We start from the raw sequence: 14,438 nt of genomic DNA, 5'->3' as shown, positions 1-14,438 counted from the left end.
ACGAACCAAACAGTCCACAGGAGGACACCAGTGGCGAAGGCGAAGTTCGAGCGGACTAAGCCGCACGTCAACATCGGCACCATTGGTCACATCGACCACGGTAAGACGACGCTGACGGCGGCCATCACCAAGGTCCTGCACGACCAGTACCCGGACCTGAACCCGTACACGCCGTTCGACGAGATCGACAAGGCGCCGGAGGAGAAGGCCCGCGGCATCACGATCTCGATCGCGCACGTCGAGTACCAGACCGAGGCGCGGCACTACGCGCACGTCGACTGCCCCGGTCACGCCGACTACATCAAGAACATGATCACCGGTGCCGCGCAGATGGACGGCGCGATCCTGGTGGTCGCGGCGACCGACGGCCCGATGCCGCAGACCCGCGAGCACGTGCTGCTGGCCCGCCAGGTCGGCGTGCCCTACATCGTCGTGGCGCTCAACAAGAGCGACATGGTCGACGACGAGGAGCTCCTGGAGCTCGTCGAGCTCGAGGTTCGCGAGCTGCTCTCCTCGCAGGAGTACCCGGGTGACGACCTGCCGGTCGTCCGGGTCTCGGCGCTGAAGGCCCTCGAGGGCGACCCCGAGTGGACCCAGAAGCTGCTGGACCTGATGACCGCGGTCGACACCGCGATCCCGCAGCCGGAGCGCGAGACCGAGAAGCCGTTCCTGATGCCGATCGAGGACGTCTTCACGATCACCGGTCGTGGCACCGTCGTCACCGGCCGCGCCGAGCGTGGCGTGCTCAAGCCGAACGAGGAGGTGGAGATCGTCGGTATTCGCGAGAAGTCGACGAAGACGGTCGTCACCGGCATCGAGATGTTCCGCAAGCTGCTCGACGAGGCCCGCGCGGGTGAGAACGTCGGTCTGCTGCTGCGTGGCATCAAGCGCGAGGACGTCGAGCGCGGCATGGTGGTCATCAAGCCGGGCACGACGACCCCGCACACGGAGTTCGAGGCGACCGTCTACATCCTCTCCAAGGAGGAGGGTGGCCGGCACACCCCGTTCTTCCAGAACTACCGTCCGCAGTTCTACTTCCGGACCACGGACGTCACCGGTGTCGTTACGCTCCCCGAGGGCACCGAGATGGTCATGCCGGGTGACAACACCACCATGGCGGTGAAGCTGATCCAGCCCATCGCCATGGAGGAGAACCTCAAGTTCGCGATCCGCGAGGGTGGCCGCACCGTCGGCGCCGGGTTCGTCACCAAGATCGTCAAGTGAACTAGGTAACCCCGATTAGACCGCCCGCTGGTCGTGCGGCATACTAGTCAGGTTGCGTAACGGCAGTTGGCCGTCCGTGTTCGGCTGAGCTGAACCTCCGGACGGTGAGACAGTCGAGCGCGGGGTGGTTGGCGGCCAGACCGCCAACCACCCTCGCACGGCGTTCAGGTCGCGATAGCGCGATCGGCGCCTTGACCCACCGCATGGTCGGAACGCCCCGGAACCCGAGGCGGAGCCTGGCCCGAGGGCGCGACACGCCCGACCGCGGGGGTCGGCGAAGTGGACCTGTACCAGCCGGTACAGGTGCCCGCAACACAGCGGCATCGAGAGAAGGAACAGAAGCCACCATGGCGGGACAGAAGATCCGCATCCGGCTCAAGGCCTATGACCACGAGGTCGTCGACTCCTCGGCTCGGAAGATCGTCGAGACGGTGACGCGTACCGGGGCGCAGGTCGCTGGCCCGGTGCCGCTGCCAACTGAGATCAACCGTTACTGCGTCATCCGCTCGCCGCACAAGTACAAGGACTCGCGCGAGCACTTCGAGATGCGTACGCACAAGCGGCTGATCGACATCATCGACCCGACCCCCAAGACGGTCGACTCGCTCATGCGCCTCGACCTGCCGGCTGGCGTCGACATCGAGATCAAGCTGTAGGGACCGGACAAATGGACAGGCAAGTTAAGGGGATCCTGGGCGCAAAGCTCGGCATGACCCAGGTCTGGGACAACAACCGTGTTGTGCCCGTGACCGTGGTGGAGGCCGGCCCGTGCGTCATCAGCCAGATTCGTGACGCCGGCAAGGACGGTTACTCGGCGGTCCAGCTGGCGTACGGCACGATCGACCCGCGCAAGGTGAAGAAGCCGATCAGCGGGCACTACGCCAAGGCGGACATCGCGCCGCGCCGGCACATCGTGGAGCTGCGCACCGGCGACGCCGCCGACTACTCGCTCGGCCAGGAGGTCACGGTCGAGGAGTTCCCGGCGGGCATGTCGATCGACGTGACCGGCCGGACCAAGGGCAAGGGCTACGCCGGCCCGATGAAGCGGCACGGCTTCCACGGTCTGCGCGCCAGCCACGGTGTCGAGCGCAAGCACCGCTCGCCCGGCTCGATCGGCGCCTGCGCCACCCCGGGTCGTGTCTTCAAGGGCACCCGGATGGCCGGCCGGATGGGTGGCGTGCGCTACACCGTCCAGAACCTGACCGTCCAGGCGGTCGACACCGAGAACAACCTGCTGCTCGTCCGTGGCGCCATCCCCGGTCCCAAGGGCGCGGTGGTTCTGGTCCGCACGGCGGCCAAGACCAAGGCGAAGAAGGGCGGTGTGGCCAAGTGAGCACCGTTGACGTTCTCAACGTCGAAGGGGCGAAGAGCGGCTCGGTCGAGCTGCCGGCCGACATCTTCGACGTGCAGGCCAACGTCGCGCTGATGCACCAGGTCGTGGTGGCGCAGCTGGCGGCGGCCCGGCAGGGCACGCACAAGGCCAAGACCCGCGGCGAGGTCGCCGGTGGCGGCAAGAAGCCCTACAAGCAGAAGGGCACCGGTCGTGCCCGCCAGGGCTCGATCCGCGCGCCGCAGTTCGCCGGCGGTGGCGTCGTGCACGGTCCCGTGCCGCGCGACTACAGCCAGCGGACCCCGAAGAAGATGAAGGCCGCCGCGCTGCGTGGCGCCCTCTCCGACCGGGCGCGCGCCGGGCAGGTGCACGTCGTCGAGGCGTTCGTCTCGGGCGAGAAGCCGTCGACCAAGGCGGCCCTGGCCACCCTGGCGAAGCTGACCGAGGCCCGCCGGGTCCTGGTCGTGCTGAGCAGCATCGACGAGCTGAACTGGGTGTCGCTGCGCAACGAGCCGCGGGTGCACCTGATCGAGGCCGGCCAGCTGAACACGTACGACGTGCTGGTGGCCGACGACGTGGTCTTCACCAAGGACGCGCTGGACGAGTTCCTGGGCGTTCCCGCCGAGACCACCGAGGAGGGTGGCAAGTGAGCACGATCGCCGACCCGCGCGACATCATCGTGGCGCCGGTCGTCTCGGAGAAGAGCTACAGCGAGCTGAACCGCAACTGGTACACCTTCATGGTGCACCCGGACGCGAACAAGACCGAGATCAAGATCGCTATCCAGCAGATCTTCAACGTCCGTGTCCTGACGGTCAACACGCTCAACCGCGAGGGCAAGCGCAAGCGCACCCGTACCGGGTTCGGTAAGCGCAAGGACACCAAGCGGGCGATGGTGAAGCTGGCTGACGGTGACCGTATCGAGGCCTTCGGCGGCCCGGTCAGCTGAGGGGTGTAGACAATGGCTATCCGTAAGTACAAGCCGACGACGCCGGGCCGGCGCGGCTCCAGCGTCGCCGACTTCGCCGAGATCACCCGATCGACGCCCGAGAAGTCGCTCCTGGCTCCGCTGCCGAAGAAGGGCGGACGCAACGCCCACGGCCGGATCACCACGCGTCACCACGGTGGTGGGCACAAGCGCCAGTACCGTCTGATCGACTTCAAGCGGGTCGACAAGGACGGCGTGCCGGCGAAGGTCGCCCACATCGAGTACGACCCGAACCGCACCGCGCGTATCGCGCTGCTGCACTACGCCGACGGCGAGAAGCGTTACATCATCGCGCCGAAGGATCTGAAGCAGGGCGACACCGTGGAGTCGGGTCCGAGCGCCGACATCAAGCCGGGCAACAACCTGCCGCTGCGCAACATCCCGGTCGGTACCACCGTGCACAACGTGGAGCTGCGTCCGGGTGGCGGCGCCAAGCTGGCCCGCTCGGCCGGCGTCGGCATCCAGCTGCTCGGCCGGGAGGGCGCGTACGCGACCCTGCGCATGCCGTCCGGTGAGATCCGGCGGGTCGACGTGCGCTGCCGCGCGAGCGTGGGCGAGATCGGCAACGCCGACCAGTCGAACATCAACTGGGGTAAGGCCGGCCGTATGCGGTGGAAGGGCAAGCGCCCGACCGTCCGTGGTGTCGCCATGAACCCCGTCGACCACCCGCATGGTGGTGGTGAGGGTAAGACCTCCGGTGGTCGCCACCCGGTCAACCCGCAGGGTAAGCCCGAGGGCCGCACCCGTCGTAAGGGCCAGCCGAGTGACCGGCTGATCGTCCGCCGCCGCTACGCCACCCGCAAGCGCGGCTAACAGGAGAGCTGACTTATGCCTCGCAGCCTGAAGAAGGGCCCGTTCGTAGACGACCACCTGATGAAGAAGGTGGAGACGCAGAACGACAAGGGCACCAAGAACGTCATCAAGACCTGGTCGCGGCGCTCGATGATCATCCCGGAGATGCTCGGGCACACGATCGCCGTGCACGACGGGCGCAAGCACGTCCCGGTGTTCGTTACCGAGGCGATGGTCGGGCACAAGCTCGGCGAGTTCGCTTTGACCCGTACGTTCAAGGGTCACGAGAAGGACGACCGGAAGAGCCGTCGGCGCTGACGCCGCGGGCATACGGATAGAGGATCAAGGGGTTACAGCGATGCCAGGAAAGGGCGACGCTCCGGTGCTTCCGGGCGCGCGGGCGGTTGCGCGGCACGTGCGCATCTCGCCGATGAAGGCGCGCCGGGTGGTCAACCTCGTCCGCGGCCTGCCCGCGAAGGAGGCGCTCACGGTGCTGCAGTTCGCGCCGCAGGCTGCGAGCGAGCAGGTGTACAAGGTGCTCGCGAGCGCGATCGCCAACGCGGAGAACAACGAGCGGCTGGACCCCGACGCGCTGCTCGTCAGCGAGGCGTTCGTGGACGAGGGCCCGACGATGAAGCGGTTCCAGCCGCGGGCGCAGGGCCGGGCGTACCGGATCCGCAAGCGCACCTGCCACATCACGGTGGCGGTCGAGGCCGTCGCGCCGGCCGCACCGCGTAAGGCCGCGAAGAAGACGGCTCCGGCGAAGAAGGCCGCGCCGGCCGAGGCGCAGAGCAACACGGAGGGCGCGGAGTAATGGGTCAGAAGGTTCACCCGCACGGGTTCCGGCTCGGTATCTCGACCGACTGGAAGTCCCGCTGGTTCGCGGACAAGCTCTACAAGGACTACATCGGCGAGGACGTCAAGATCCGCCGGATGATGTCCCAGGGCCTCGAGCGCGCCGGGATCTCCAAGGTCGACATCGAGCGCACCCGCGACCGGGTCCGCGTCGACATCCACACCGCCCGGCCGGGCATCGTCATCGGCCGTAAGGGTGCGGAGGCCGACAAGATCCGCGGCAAGCTCGAGAAGCTGACCGGCAAGCAGGTCCAGCTCAACATCATCGAGGTGAAGAACCCCGAGTCGGACGCGCAGCTCGTCGCGCAGGGCGTGGCCGAGCAGCTGTCCAGCCGGGTCAGCTTCCGCCGGGCGATGCGCAAGGCGATGCAGTCGGCCATGAAGAACCCGGTCGCCAAGGGCATCCGGGTTCAGGTCTCGGGTCGCCTCGGCGGCGCCGAGATGAGCCGGACGGAGTTCTACCGCGAGGGCCGGGTTCCGCTGCACACGCTGCGGGCCAACATCGAGTACGGCTTCTTCGAGGCCCGTACCACCTTCGGCCGGATCGGTGTGAAGGTCTGGATCTACAAGGGCGACGCGGTCCCGGGCCGGGAGGCTCCGGCCGAGACCGGTCCGTCCCGCCCCCGCCGTGACCGTGGCGACCGGCCCGAGCGGCCGCGCCGTGGTCGGTCGGGTTCGTCCGGCACGACCGCCGGCGGTACCGAGGCCGGCCGGGCTGCCGCGACCACGCTCGCGCAGCAGGCCGAGACGCCGAGTGGTGACGCGGTGGATCCCGCCGCCGTCGCCGCCGCGGCAGAAACGCAGCAGGAGGGCTGACAGATGCTGATGCCGCGCAAGCCCCCGAAGGGCTTCCGCAAGCCGCACCACCCGGACCGTCACGGCGCGTCCAAGGGCGGCAACCGGGTGGTGTTCGGCGAGTTCGGGATCCAGGCTCTCGAGTCGGCGTACGTGACCAACCGGCAGATCGAGTCGGCGCGTATCGCGATGACCCGTCACATCAAGCGTGGCGGCAAGGTCTGGATCACGATCTTCCCGGACCAGGCCCTCACCAAGAAGCCGGCGGAAACCCGGATGGGTTCCGGTAAGGGCTCGCCCGAGTGGTGGGTCTCCAACGTCAAGCCGGGACGGATTCTCTTCGAGATGTCCTTCCCGAACGAGCAGATCGCGCGAGAGGCGATGCGTCGCGCGATCCACAAGCTCCCGATGAAGTGCCGCATTGTGACGCGCGAAGTGGGTGAGTCCTGATGGCAGCGGGCGTTAAGGCCTCCGAGCTGCGTGAGCTCTCCGAGGAGGAGCTGGTCACGAAGCTGCGGGAGGCCAAGGCGGAGCTGTTCAACCTCCGCGTGCAGGCCGCAACCGGTCAGCTGGACAACAACCGGCGGCTGCAGGTCATCCGTCGGGAGATCGCCCGGATCTACACGATCATGCGCGAGCGCGAGCTGGGGCTCTCGGCCGCGCCGACTGAGGTGACTGCAGGATGAGCGAGAACACCACGACCGCCACCACCACGCGTGGCCGCCGCAAGGTCCGTGAGGGCCTGGTGGTCAGCGACAAGATGGACAAGACCGTCGTCGTCGAGGTCGAGGACCGGGTCAAGCACGCGCTGTACGGCAAGATCATGCGCCGTACCAGCAAGCTCAAGGTGCACGACGAGCAGAACAGCGCCGGCATCGGCGACCGGGTCCTGATCATGGAGACCCGGCCGCTCTCCGCCACCAAGCGCTGGCGGATCGTGGAGATCCTGGAAAAGGCCAAGTAGCGAAGGCTTCGAGCTCGCCCGGCGTCGAGTCGGGCGCAGGTTCCGCCAGGCTCCGGCCGCTACGGCGGCCGGAGAACCGGCAGACATAGGAGATAGACGTGATTCAGCAGGAGTCGCGACTGCGCGTCGCCGACAACACGGGTGCCCGGGAGATCCTGTGCATCCGGGTTCTCGGTGGCTCCGGTCGGCGCTACGCGAGCATCGGCGACGTCATCGTGGCCACCGTCAAGGACGCGATCCCGGGTGCCGGTGTGAAGAAGGGCGACGTCGTCAAGGCCGTCGTCGTTCGCACCGCCAAGGAGAAGCGGCGTCCGGACGGGTCGTACATCCGCTTCGACGAGAACGCCGCCGTCATCATCAAGGACGGTGGCGACCCGCGCGGTACCCGTATCTTCGGCCCGGTCGGTCGAGAGCTGCGGGACAAGCGGTTCATGAAGATCATTTCCCTCGCGCCGGAGGTGTTGTGACCGTGAAGGTCAAGAAGGGCGACACGGTCGTCGTCATCGCCGGCAAGGACAAGGGTGCCAAGGGCAAGGTCATCGCGGCCTACCCGCGGCAGGACAAGATCCTGGTCGAGGGCGTGAACCGGGTCAAGAAGCACACCCGCATCAGCACCACCCAGCGCGGCGCCAAGACCGGTGGCATCGTCACTCAGGAGGCCCCGATCCACATCTCGAATGTGATGGTCCTGGACTCCGACGGCAAGCCGACTCGCGTCGGTTACCGGATCGACGACAACGGCCAGAAGGTCCGCATCGCGCGTAGCACCGGTAAGGACCTGTGATGACCACGGCTACCGAAACCAAGACCACGCCGCGCCTCAAGGAGCGGTACCGCAACGAGATCGTGGCCAAGCTGCGCGAGCAGTACGACTACGGCAACCCGATGCAGGTGCCGCGGATGGTCAAGATCGTCGTCAACATGGGTGTCGGCGAGGCCGCCCGTGACGCCAAGCTGATCGACGGCGCCGTCCGCGACCTGGCCACGATCACCGGCCAGAAGCCGCAGGTGCGGCGGGCGACCAAGTCCATCGCCCAGTTCAAGCTCCGTGAGGGCATGCCGATCGGCGCGAAGGTGACTCTGCGCGGCGACCGGATGTGGGAGTTCCTGGACCGGCTGCTGTCCATCGCGTTGCCGCGTATCCGCGACTTTCGCGGGCTCGACGGCCGCAAGCTCGACGGGCACGGCAACTACACGTTCGGCCTGACCGAGCAGTCGGTGTTCCACGAGATCGACCAGGACAAGATCGATCGCCAGCGGGGCATGGACATCACGGTGGTTACCACCGCCACGACCGACGACGAGGGCCGGGCGCTGCTCAAGCTCCTGGGCTTCCCGTTCAAGGAGAACTGAGATGGCCAAGAAGGCGCTGATTCTGAAGGCGGCCGCGAAGCCGAAGTTCTCGGTTCGCGCGTACACGCGCTGCCAGCGGTGCGGGCGTCCGAAGGCGGTCTACCGCAAGTTCGGTCTCTGCCGGGTGTGCATCCGGGAGATGGCCCATCGCGGTGAGCTGCCCGGCGTGTCCAAGGCTTCCTGGTAATAGCCCGGCGCGCTCCGCGCGTCAGCTGCACTGTCTCTTCGCCGTAGGCCTGCGGGCGAACGCGGGAACCCCGGCGAGAAAGGTTGACGAAATCCATGACGATGACCGACCCGATCGCAGACATGCTCACGCGTCTGCGTAACGCCAACCAGGCGTACCACGACCGGGTGACGATGCCCTACTCCAAGATCAAGGCGAACATCGCCGAGGTCTTGAAGGCCGAGGGTTACATCGCCACCTGGTCGGTCGAGGAGCCCGAGGAGGGCACCGTCGGCAAGCGACTGGTCGTCGAGCTGAAGTACGGCCAGAACCGGGAGCGGAGCCTGGCCGGCGTCAAGCGCGTGTCCAAGCCCGGTCTCCGGGTGTACGCCAAGTCGGACGGGCTCCCCCGGGTGCTCGGTGGGCTGGGCGTGGCGATCATTTCGACGTCCCAGGGGCTGCTCACCGACCGGCAGGCCCGCAAGCGGAGCGTTGGCGGGGAAGTCCTCGCCTTCGTCTGGTAACGGGAGACAGGTAGAAATGTCGCGTATTGGACGTAAGTCGATCCCGGTGCCATCCGGCGTCGACATCACGATCGACGGCCGGACCGTCAAGGTCAAGGGCCCCAAGGGCGAGCTGTCGCACACCCTTGTCGAGCCGATCAGCATCGAGCGGAGCGAGGACGGCCAGCTGTCCGTCAACCGCCCGGACGACGAGCGCAAGTCGAAGGAACTGCACGGCCTCAGCCGGACCCTGGTCGCCAACATGATCGTCGGCGTCACCGAGGGCTACCGGAAGAGCCTGGAGATCGCGGGCACCGGTTACCGGGTCACCGCCAAGGGCAAGGACCTGGAGTTCGCGCTCGGCTTCTCGCACCCGGTCACCGTGGCCGCGCCGGATGGCATCACCTTCACGGTGGAGCGTCCGACGCTGTTCCACATCGCCGGCATCGACAAGCAGCAGGTCGGCGAGATCGCCGCCAACATCCGGAAGATCCGCCCGCCGGAGCCCTACAAGGGCAAGGGCATCAAGTACCAGGGCGAGGTCATCCGCCGCAAGGCCGGAAAGGCAGGTAAGAAGTGAGCGCCACGCTGCTCAAGCGCCGCCGCGGCGTCGCCGCCAAGCGCGCCGTCGGGCGTGCGCGTCGGCACTTCCGGGTCCGCAAGAACGTCAGTGGCACCACCGAGCGTCCGCGCCTGGTCGTCACCCGTTCGCTGCGGCACATCGTCGCCCAGGTCGTCGACGACACCAAGGGTCACACCGTGGCGTCGGCGTCGACCATGGACGCCTCGCTGCGCGGTGCCGAGGGCGACAAGAGCGCCCTCGCCGGCAAGGTGGGCGCTCTGCTCGCCGAGCGGGCCAAGGCCGCCGGCGTCTCCAAGGTCGTCTTCGACCGCGGTGGCAACCGGTACGCGGGGCGGGTCGCCGCGCTTGCCGATGCCGCCCGCGAAGCCGGGCTCGAGTTCTAGTAACCCCGTCACGAGAGAGAAGGAAGGCTGCTGATGCCAGGTCAACAGCGCCGTGGCGGCGGGTCCGGTGGCAACGAGGGTGGTCGCCGCGACAACCGCCGTGAGGGCGGCCGCGGAAACGCGCCCGTCGAGAAGACCCCGCACCTTGAGCGGGTCGTCGCGATCAACCGCGTCGCCAAGGTCGTGAAGGGTGGTCGTCGCTTCAGCTTCACCGCCCTGGTGATCGTGGGCGACGGCGACGGCACGGTCGGCGTGGGCTACGGAAAGGCCAAGGAGGTGCCCGCGGCGATCGCCAAGGGCGTCGAGGAGGCCAAGAAGCACTTCTTCAAGGTGCCGCGGATCGGTCAGTCGATCCCGCACCCGGTTCAGGGCGAGGACGCCGCTGGCGTCGTGCTGCTCAAGCCGGCCTCGGCCGGTACCGGTGTCATCGCCGGTGGACCGGTGCGTGCCGTGCTGGAGTGCGCGGGTATCCACGACGTGCTCTCCAAGAGCCTCGGTTCGTCGAACCCGATCAACATCGTGCACGCCACCGTGGCGGCTCTGAAGTCGCTGGAGTCGCCGGAGGCCGTGGCCGCCCGTCGTGGTCTGCCGGTGGAGGACGTCGCGCCGGCCGCCATGCTGGCGTCGCGGGCGGGGGTGGCTTCCTGATGGCGCGTCTGAAGGTCACCCAGGTCCGGTCCGAGATCGGGACCAAGCGGAACCAGCGTGATTCGCTGCGTTCGCTCGGTCTCAAGCGGATCAACGACGTGGTGGTCAAGGAGGACCGGCCCGAGATCCGCGGCATGATCTTCACTGTGAGCCACCTCGTGAAGGTCGAGGAGGTCGAGTAATGACGATCAAGGTCCACCACCTGCGCCCGGCGCCGGGGTCCAAGACCGCGAAGACCCGCGTGGGTCGCGGTGAGGGTTCCAAGGGCAAGACCGCCGGCCGCGGTACCAAGGGTTCCAAGGCCCGGAAGAACATCTCGGCGGCGTTCGAGGGTGGGCAGATGCCCATCCACATGCGCCTGCCGAAGCTGAAGGGCTTCAAGAACAAGTTCAAGGTGACGTTCCAGGTGGTCAACCTGGACCGGCTCGCCGAGCTCTTCCCGAACGGCGGCCAGGTCGGCCCGCAGGAGATGGTCGACGCCGGTGCGGTCCGCAAGGGCCAGCCGGTGAAGGTCCTCGGTACCGGGGAACTCGGTGGGGTGAACCTCCAGGTGTCGGCGCACGCGTTCAGCGCGTCGGCCAAGGAGAAGATCGCCGCCGCCGGTGGCTCGGTCACCGAGCTGTAAGGCGTATGACCCATGGCGCCCGTCCAGTTGTGACCAACTGGCGGGCGCCATGGTCTACCTGGGACGTTTACGCCAAGTAATATCGGATTCGGTTTATGTAGCCGGGCACGTCTGCCCGGACCGGGATCGGGCTGTTAGAGTCCCTTCCCAGCCATGGATATCGGGCACTCGCCCGGCACCCACCCCGAACCGCCAGGGACAACCGGCGGCCCGCCTCGCGCAGGAGGAAGAAGTTGCTGTCCGCCTTTCTCAGTGCGTTCCGAACGCCTGACCTGCGCAAGAAGCTGCTGTTCACAGTCGGCATCATCGCGATCTACCGGCTCGGCGCCACCCTGCCCAGCCCAGGCGTTTCTTACGGCAACGTGCAGAAGTGCCTTGACACCATCCAGGGTGGCACCACCGGCGTGCTGAACCTGCTCAACCTGTTCTCGGGCGGGGCGCTGCTGCAGCTGTCAGTCTTCGCGCTGGGCATCATGCCCTACATCACGGCGTCCATCATCCTGCAGTTGCTGACCGTGGTGATCCCGCGGCTGGAGCAGCTCCGTAAGGAGGGCCAGGCCGGCCAGGCGAAGATCACCCAGTACACCCGCTACCTGACCCTCGGCCTCGGCGTCCTGCAGGCCTCGGCGTTCGTGGCGCTGGCCCGCTCCGGTCAGCTGTTCAACAACCAGTGCGACCAGTTCCCGATCATCCCCGGCGGTGTCGGCATCCCGGACTGGCTGACGCTGAGCGTCCTGGTCATGACGATGACCGCCGGCACCGGTGTGGTCATGTGGCTCGGTGAGCTGATCACCGACCGGGGCGTCGGCAACGGCATGTCCGTCCTGATCTTCACCTCGATCGCGGCCCGCCTCCCCAGCGAGGGTTGGCAGATCAAGACCTCCCAGGGCTGGTGGAAGTTCTTCCTCGTCATCGCTCTGGTCCTGGTCGTCATCACCGCGGTCACCTTCATCGAGCAGGCGCAGCGCCGGATCCCGGTGCAGTACGCCAAGCGGATGATCGGCCGGCGGATGTACGGCGGAACCTCGACCTACATCCCGCTGAAGGTCAACCAGGCGGGTGTCATCCCCGTCATCTTCGGTTCGTCGCTGCTCTACCTCCCGCAGCTGGCGCTGCAGTTCTTCGACCAGACGAACCCAGGCAAGACCCAGGCCTGGATCCAGAACAACCTGGTGGCGCCGGACAGCCCGATCTACATCTCGGTGTACTTCCTGCTGATCATCTTCTTCACGTACTTCTACGTCTCGATCACGTTCAACCCGACCGAGGTCGCGGACAACATGAAGAAGTACGGCGGGTTCGTGCCGGGCATCCGCCCCGGTAAGCCGACGGCCGACTACCTGGACTTCATCCTGAGCCGGATCACCCTTCCGGGCGCGCTGTACCTGGGCATCGTCTCGATCCTGCCGAACTTCTTCTTCATCTGGCTCGACAACCAGCAGTACCAGAACTTCCCGTTCGGTGGTACGGCTGTGCTGATCATGGTCGGCGTCGGCCTGGAGACCGTGAAGCAGATCGAGAGCCAACTGATGCAGCGGAACTACGAAGGGTTCCTGCGGTAGATGAGACTCGTCTTGGTTGGCCCGCCGGGAGCGGGTAAGGGCACGCAGGCCGAGTTCATCGCCGCCCATCTCGCGGTGCCGAAGATCTCGACCGGCGACATCTTCCGGTCGAATGTGTCCCAGGGCACCCCGTTGGGCATCGAGGCGAAGCGGTACATGGACGCCGGTGAGCTGGTTCCGGACGAAGTGACCATCAACATGGTCCGGGACCGGCTGGCTGAACCGGACGCGAGCGAGGGCTTCCTGCTCGACGGCTTTCCCCGTACGACCCCGCAGGCCGCCGCGCTGGACAAGCTTCTCGCGGACCTGGGTACCGCCCTGGACGTGGTGCTCGAACTGGTCGTCGACGACGACGAGGTGATCCGGCGGCTCTCCGGCCGCCGGACCTGCCGGGGCTGCGGCAAGATCTGGCACGTCGAGTTCGACGCCACCAGCCGCGAGGGCATCTGCGACCGGTGTGGTGGCGAGCTCTTCCAGCGTGACGACGACAAGCCGGAGACCATAGCCACCCGGCTCCGGGAGTACGCCGAGAAGACCGCGCCGTTGGTCGACTACTACGGCGCCCAGGGCAAGCTGGTCGGAATCGACGCCACTGGACCGGTGGAAGACGTCACCGTCCGCGCCATCGACGCGTTGCGGTCGTACGGCGGCTGAGGTTCCGCCGGATCGCCGGTGGATAGAGTGCGAACAGCGGGGTACGTCCGGCGTGCCCCGCTGTTTCGGCAACGAAAGGTAATTGCTCCATGCGCCGTCCCCAGCTGGACATCCAGCTGAAGACCACCGAGCAGATCGAGAAGATGCGGGCCGCCGGTCTGGTGGTCGCCGAAGCGCTGCGTCGGGTGCGGGAGGCGGTGGCTCCCGGGGTCAGTACGGCCGACCTGGATGCCATCGCCGAGTCAACGATCCGCGGGGCGGGTGCCGTCCCGTCGTTCAAGGGCTACCACGGTTTCCCGGCCTCGATCTGCTCCTCCGTCAACGAACAGGTGGTGCACGCCATCCCGGCGCCCGCTCAGGTGCTCCGCGAGGGCGATCTCATCTCCATCGACTGCGGTGCCGTGCTCGACGGCTGGCACGGCGACTCTGCGATCACCGTCGGGGTCGGGGACGTCGACCCGGCGCTGCTCAAGATGGCCGCGGTGGCCGAGGACGCGATGTGGGCCGGGATCGCCGCCGCCGCCCGCGGCGCGGCCAGTGGCCGTGGGCGGCTCACCGACATCTCGCACGCCGTGGAGGACGCGATCCGCCGGGGCGGCCGGTACGGCATCGTCGACGGGTACGGCGGCCACGGCATTGGCACCGAGATGCACCAGGACCCGCACGTGCTCAACCACGGGCGACCGGGCAAGGGCCCGCGCCTGGTGACCGGGATGGCACTGGCGATCGAACCGATGATCACCATTGGCTCGCCCCGTACCGCCGAATTGTCGGACGGCTGGACTGTCGTGACCCGGGACGGGTCGATGGCGGCGCACGTCGAGCACACGATGGCGCTGCTGCCCGACGGGGTGTGGGTGCTGACCGCTGAGGACGGCGGCCGTGCCCGCCTGGGAGACCTCGTCACGGCCCGGCAGCCTGCCCCTGCCGCCTGAACCGAGCCGACGCCGGCTGCGGGCCACCCGCACCGGTCGGCTGCCGGGTTGCGTACCCGACGGTGGTATGTGGCGGTT

Annotated in this window: 25 protein-coding genes; all 25 read left to right on the top strand. The window is 67.4% G+C overall.

All coding sequences use genetic code 11. The features are described 5' to 3' along the window. Window positions 1-30: 30 nt before the first annotated feature. Window positions 31-1,224 carry an elongation factor Tu gene (gene tuf, locus ABZS42_RS23060; protein WP_355148435.1) on the top strand — a complete coding sequence of 398 codons (1,194 nt, stop codon included), beginning with the start codon at window positions 31-33 and terminating at the stop codon, window positions 1,222-1,224. Window positions 1,225-1,571: 347 nt separating this feature from the next. Then, window positions 1,572-1,880 (top strand): 30S ribosomal protein S10, encoded by a 309-nt coding sequence (gene rpsJ, locus ABZS42_RS23055; RefSeq protein WP_018347762.1) that lies wholly within the window; start codon window positions 1,572-1,574, stop codon window positions 1,878-1,880. 11 nt (window positions 1,881-1,891) lie between these two features. After that, complete coding sequence (rplC, locus tag ABZS42_RS23050; protein ID WP_355148433.1) at window positions 1,892-2,557, top strand: 50S ribosomal protein L3; 666 nt, start codon at window positions 1,892-1,894, stop codon at window positions 2,555-2,557. After that, window positions 2,554-3,204 (top strand): 50S ribosomal protein L4, encoded by a 651-nt coding sequence (rplD, locus tag ABZS42_RS23045; RefSeq protein WP_355148431.1) that lies wholly within the window; start codon window positions 2,554-2,556, stop codon window positions 3,202-3,204. Before rplC ends, rplD begins: the two co-directional genes overlap by 4 nt. Then, window positions 3,201-3,503 (top strand): 50S ribosomal protein L23, encoded by a 303-nt coding sequence (gene rplW / locus ABZS42_RS23040; protein ID WP_355148429.1) that lies wholly within the window; start codon window positions 3,201-3,203, stop codon window positions 3,501-3,503. The genes rplD and rplW overlap by 4 nt, the downstream gene beginning before the upstream one ends. A gap of 12 nt (window positions 3,504-3,515) precedes the next feature. After that, window positions 3,516-4,355: a 50S ribosomal protein L2 gene (gene rplB / locus ABZS42_RS23035; protein WP_076466667.1), complete on the top strand. Its 840-nt coding sequence runs from the start codon at window positions 3,516-3,518 to the stop codon at window positions 4,353-4,355. 15 nt (window positions 4,356-4,370) lie between these two features. Continuing rightward, window positions 4,371-4,652, top strand: coding sequence for a 30S ribosomal protein S19 (gene rpsS / locus ABZS42_RS23030; RefSeq protein ID WP_076466666.1), 282 nt, complete (start codon window positions 4,371-4,373; stop codon window positions 4,650-4,652). 40 nt (window positions 4,653-4,692) lie between these two features. Then, on the top strand, window positions 4,693-5,148 hold the full coding sequence (gene rplV, locus ABZS42_RS23025; RefSeq protein WP_076466665.1) for a 50S ribosomal protein L22: 456 nt from the start codon (window positions 4,693-4,695) through the stop codon (window positions 5,146-5,148). Further along, a complete protein-coding gene (rpsC, locus tag ABZS42_RS23020; RefSeq protein WP_355148426.1) occupies window positions 5,148-6,005 on the top strand; it encodes a 30S ribosomal protein S3 in 858 nt (285 codons plus the stop codon). The genes rplV and rpsC overlap by 1 nt, the downstream gene beginning before the upstream one ends. Window positions 6,006-6,008: 3 nt before the next feature. Beyond that, window positions 6,009-6,434, top strand: coding sequence for a 50S ribosomal protein L16 (rplP, locus tag ABZS42_RS23015; protein ID WP_355148424.1), 426 nt, complete (start codon window positions 6,009-6,011; stop codon window positions 6,432-6,434). Continuing rightward, window positions 6,434-6,670, top strand: coding sequence for a 50S ribosomal protein L29 (gene rpmC / locus ABZS42_RS23010; RefSeq protein WP_076466662.1), 237 nt, complete (start codon window positions 6,434-6,436; stop codon window positions 6,668-6,670). Before rplP ends, rpmC begins: the two co-directional genes overlap by 1 nt. After that, on the top strand, window positions 6,667-6,948 hold the full coding sequence (gene rpsQ / locus ABZS42_RS23005; RefSeq protein WP_355148422.1) for a 30S ribosomal protein S17: 282 nt from the start codon (window positions 6,667-6,669) through the stop codon (window positions 6,946-6,948). Before rpmC ends, rpsQ begins: the two co-directional genes overlap by 4 nt. Window positions 6,949-7,046: 98 nt before the next feature. After that, window positions 7,047-7,415, top strand: coding sequence for a 50S ribosomal protein L14 (gene rplN / locus ABZS42_RS23000; RefSeq protein ID WP_007073026.1), 369 nt, complete (start codon window positions 7,047-7,049; stop codon window positions 7,413-7,415). Beyond that, window positions 7,412-7,732, top strand: a complete 321-nt coding sequence (rplX, locus tag ABZS42_RS22995) for a 50S ribosomal protein L24 (RefSeq protein ID WP_355148420.1) — start codon at window positions 7,412-7,414, stop codon at window positions 7,730-7,732. Before rplN ends, rplX begins: the two co-directional genes overlap by 4 nt. Next, the gene (gene rplE / locus ABZS42_RS22990) at window positions 7,732-8,301 is read left to right on the top strand and encodes a 50S ribosomal protein L5 (protein ID WP_355148418.1); all 570 of its coding nucleotides are present in this window, start codon (window positions 7,732-7,734) and stop codon (window positions 8,299-8,301) included. The genes rplX and rplE overlap by 1 nt, the downstream gene beginning before the upstream one ends. 1 nt (window position 8,302) lies before the next feature. Beyond that, the gene (locus ABZS42_RS22985) at window positions 8,303-8,488 is read left to right on the top strand and encodes a type Z 30S ribosomal protein S14 (RefSeq protein ID WP_007073023.1); all 186 of its coding nucleotides are present in this window, start codon (window positions 8,303-8,305) and stop codon (window positions 8,486-8,488) included. A gap of 95 nt (window positions 8,489-8,583) precedes the next feature. Then, window positions 8,584-8,991 carry a 30S ribosomal protein S8 gene (gene rpsH, locus ABZS42_RS22980; protein WP_355148416.1) on the top strand — a complete coding sequence of 136 codons (408 nt, stop codon included), beginning with the start codon at window positions 8,584-8,586 and terminating at the stop codon, window positions 8,989-8,991. A gap of 16 nt (window positions 8,992-9,007) precedes the next feature. Next, window positions 9,008-9,550 carry a 50S ribosomal protein L6 gene (rplF, locus tag ABZS42_RS22975; protein ID WP_355148414.1) on the top strand — a complete coding sequence of 181 codons (543 nt, stop codon included), beginning with the start codon at window positions 9,008-9,010 and terminating at the stop codon, window positions 9,548-9,550. Next, window positions 9,547-9,936, top strand: a complete 390-nt coding sequence (gene rplR / locus ABZS42_RS22970) for a 50S ribosomal protein L18 (RefSeq protein WP_355148412.1) — start codon at window positions 9,547-9,549, stop codon at window positions 9,934-9,936. Before rplF ends, rplR begins: the two co-directional genes overlap by 4 nt. Before the next feature lie 33 nt (window positions 9,937-9,969). Next, window positions 9,970-10,584: a 30S ribosomal protein S5 gene (gene rpsE, locus ABZS42_RS22965; RefSeq protein ID WP_355148410.1), complete on the top strand. Its 615-nt coding sequence runs from the start codon at window positions 9,970-9,972 to the stop codon at window positions 10,582-10,584. Continuing rightward, window positions 10,584-10,766 carry a 50S ribosomal protein L30 gene (gene rpmD, locus ABZS42_RS22960; protein ID WP_091335633.1) on the top strand — a complete coding sequence of 61 codons (183 nt, stop codon included), beginning with the start codon at window positions 10,584-10,586 and terminating at the stop codon, window positions 10,764-10,766. The genes rpsE and rpmD overlap by 1 nt, the downstream gene beginning before the upstream one ends. After that, on the top strand, window positions 10,766-11,209 hold the full coding sequence (gene rplO / locus ABZS42_RS22955) for a 50S ribosomal protein L15 (protein WP_355148408.1): 444 nt from the start codon (window positions 10,766-10,768) through the stop codon (window positions 11,207-11,209). The genes rpmD and rplO overlap by 1 nt, the downstream gene beginning before the upstream one ends. A 233-nt stretch (window positions 11,210-11,442) precedes the next feature. Continuing rightward, the gene (secY, locus tag ABZS42_RS22950) at window positions 11,443-12,771 is read left to right on the top strand and encodes a preprotein translocase subunit SecY (RefSeq protein ID WP_355148406.1); all 1,329 of its coding nucleotides are present in this window, start codon (window positions 11,443-11,445) and stop codon (window positions 12,769-12,771) included. Further along, window positions 12,772-13,425, top strand: coding sequence for an adenylate kinase (locus ABZS42_RS22945; protein ID WP_355148404.1), 654 nt, complete (start codon window positions 12,772-12,774; stop codon window positions 13,423-13,425). Between the two features lie 89 nt (window positions 13,426-13,514). Further along, window positions 13,515-14,360, top strand: coding sequence for a type I methionyl aminopeptidase (gene map / locus ABZS42_RS22940; RefSeq protein WP_355148402.1), 846 nt, complete (start codon window positions 13,515-13,517; stop codon window positions 14,358-14,360). The last annotated feature ends 78 nt before the right edge of the window (window positions 14,361-14,438 follow it).

The organism is Micromonospora sp. NPDC005367, assembly GCF_040606825.1.
Lineage (GTDB): Bacteria > Actinomycetota > Actinomycetes > Mycobacteriales > Micromonosporaceae > Micromonospora.
Note: the sequence above shows the minus strand (reverse complement) of the source record. Positions and strands in the feature narration are given on the sequence as shown.

What these genes read in the sequence shown, in the direction of transcription:
- map (WP_355148402.1), top strand. Translation starts at nt 13,515, where the DNA reads ATGCGCCGTCCCCAGCTGGACATCCAGCTGAAGACCACCGAGCAGATC.
- rpsJ (WP_018347762.1), top strand. Translation starts at nt 1,572, where the DNA reads ATGGCGGGACAGAAGATCCGCATCCGGCTCAAGGCCTATGACCACGAG.
- rpsQ (WP_355148422.1), top strand. Translation starts at nt 6,667, where the DNA reads ATGAGCGAGAACACCACGACCGCCACCACCACGCGTGGCCGCCGCAAG.
- rplE (WP_355148418.1), top strand. Translation starts at nt 7,732, where the DNA reads ATGACCACGGCTACCGAAACCAAGACCACGCCGCGCCTCAAGGAGCGG.
- rplP (WP_355148424.1), top strand. Translation starts at nt 6,009, where the DNA reads ATGCTGATGCCGCGCAAGCCCCCGAAGGGCTTCCGCAAGCCGCACCAC.
- rpsC (WP_355148426.1), top strand. Translation starts at nt 5,148, where the DNA reads ATGGGTCAGAAGGTTCACCCGCACGGGTTCCGGCTCGGTATCTCGACC.
- ABZS42_RS22985 (WP_007073023.1), top strand. Translation starts at nt 8,303, where the DNA reads ATGGCCAAGAAGGCGCTGATTCTGAAGGCGGCCGCGAAGCCGAAGTTC.
- ABZS42_RS22945 (WP_355148404.1), top strand. Translation starts at nt 12,772, where the DNA reads ATGAGACTCGTCTTGGTTGGCCCGCCGGGAGCGGGTAAGGGCACGCAG.
- rpsH (WP_355148416.1), top strand. Translation starts at nt 8,584, where the DNA reads ATGACGATGACCGACCCGATCGCAGACATGCTCACGCGTCTGCGTAAC.
- rplV (WP_076466665.1), top strand. Translation starts at nt 4,693, where the DNA reads ATGCCAGGAAAGGGCGACGCTCCGGTGCTTCCGGGCGCGCGGGCGGTT.
- rpmD (WP_091335633.1), top strand. Translation starts at nt 10,584, where the DNA reads ATGGCGCGTCTGAAGGTCACCCAGGTCCGGTCCGAGATCGGGACCAAG.
- rpmC (WP_076466662.1), top strand. Translation starts at nt 6,434, where the DNA reads ATGGCAGCGGGCGTTAAGGCCTCCGAGCTGCGTGAGCTCTCCGAGGAG.
- rplC (WP_355148433.1), top strand. Translation starts at nt 1,892, where the DNA reads ATGGACAGGCAAGTTAAGGGGATCCTGGGCGCAAAGCTCGGCATGACC.
- rplO (WP_355148408.1), top strand. Translation starts at nt 10,766, where the DNA reads ATGACGATCAAGGTCCACCACCTGCGCCCGGCGCCGGGGTCCAAGACC.
- rplF (WP_355148414.1), top strand. Translation starts at nt 9,008, where the DNA reads ATGTCGCGTATTGGACGTAAGTCGATCCCGGTGCCATCCGGCGTCGAC.
- rplB (WP_076466667.1), top strand. Translation starts at nt 3,516, where the DNA reads ATGGCTATCCGTAAGTACAAGCCGACGACGCCGGGCCGGCGCGGCTCC.
- rpsS (WP_076466666.1), top strand. Translation starts at nt 4,371, where the DNA reads ATGCCTCGCAGCCTGAAGAAGGGCCCGTTCGTAGACGACCACCTGATG.
- rpsE (WP_355148410.1), top strand. Translation starts at nt 9,970, where the DNA reads ATGCCAGGTCAACAGCGCCGTGGCGGCGGGTCCGGTGGCAACGAGGGT.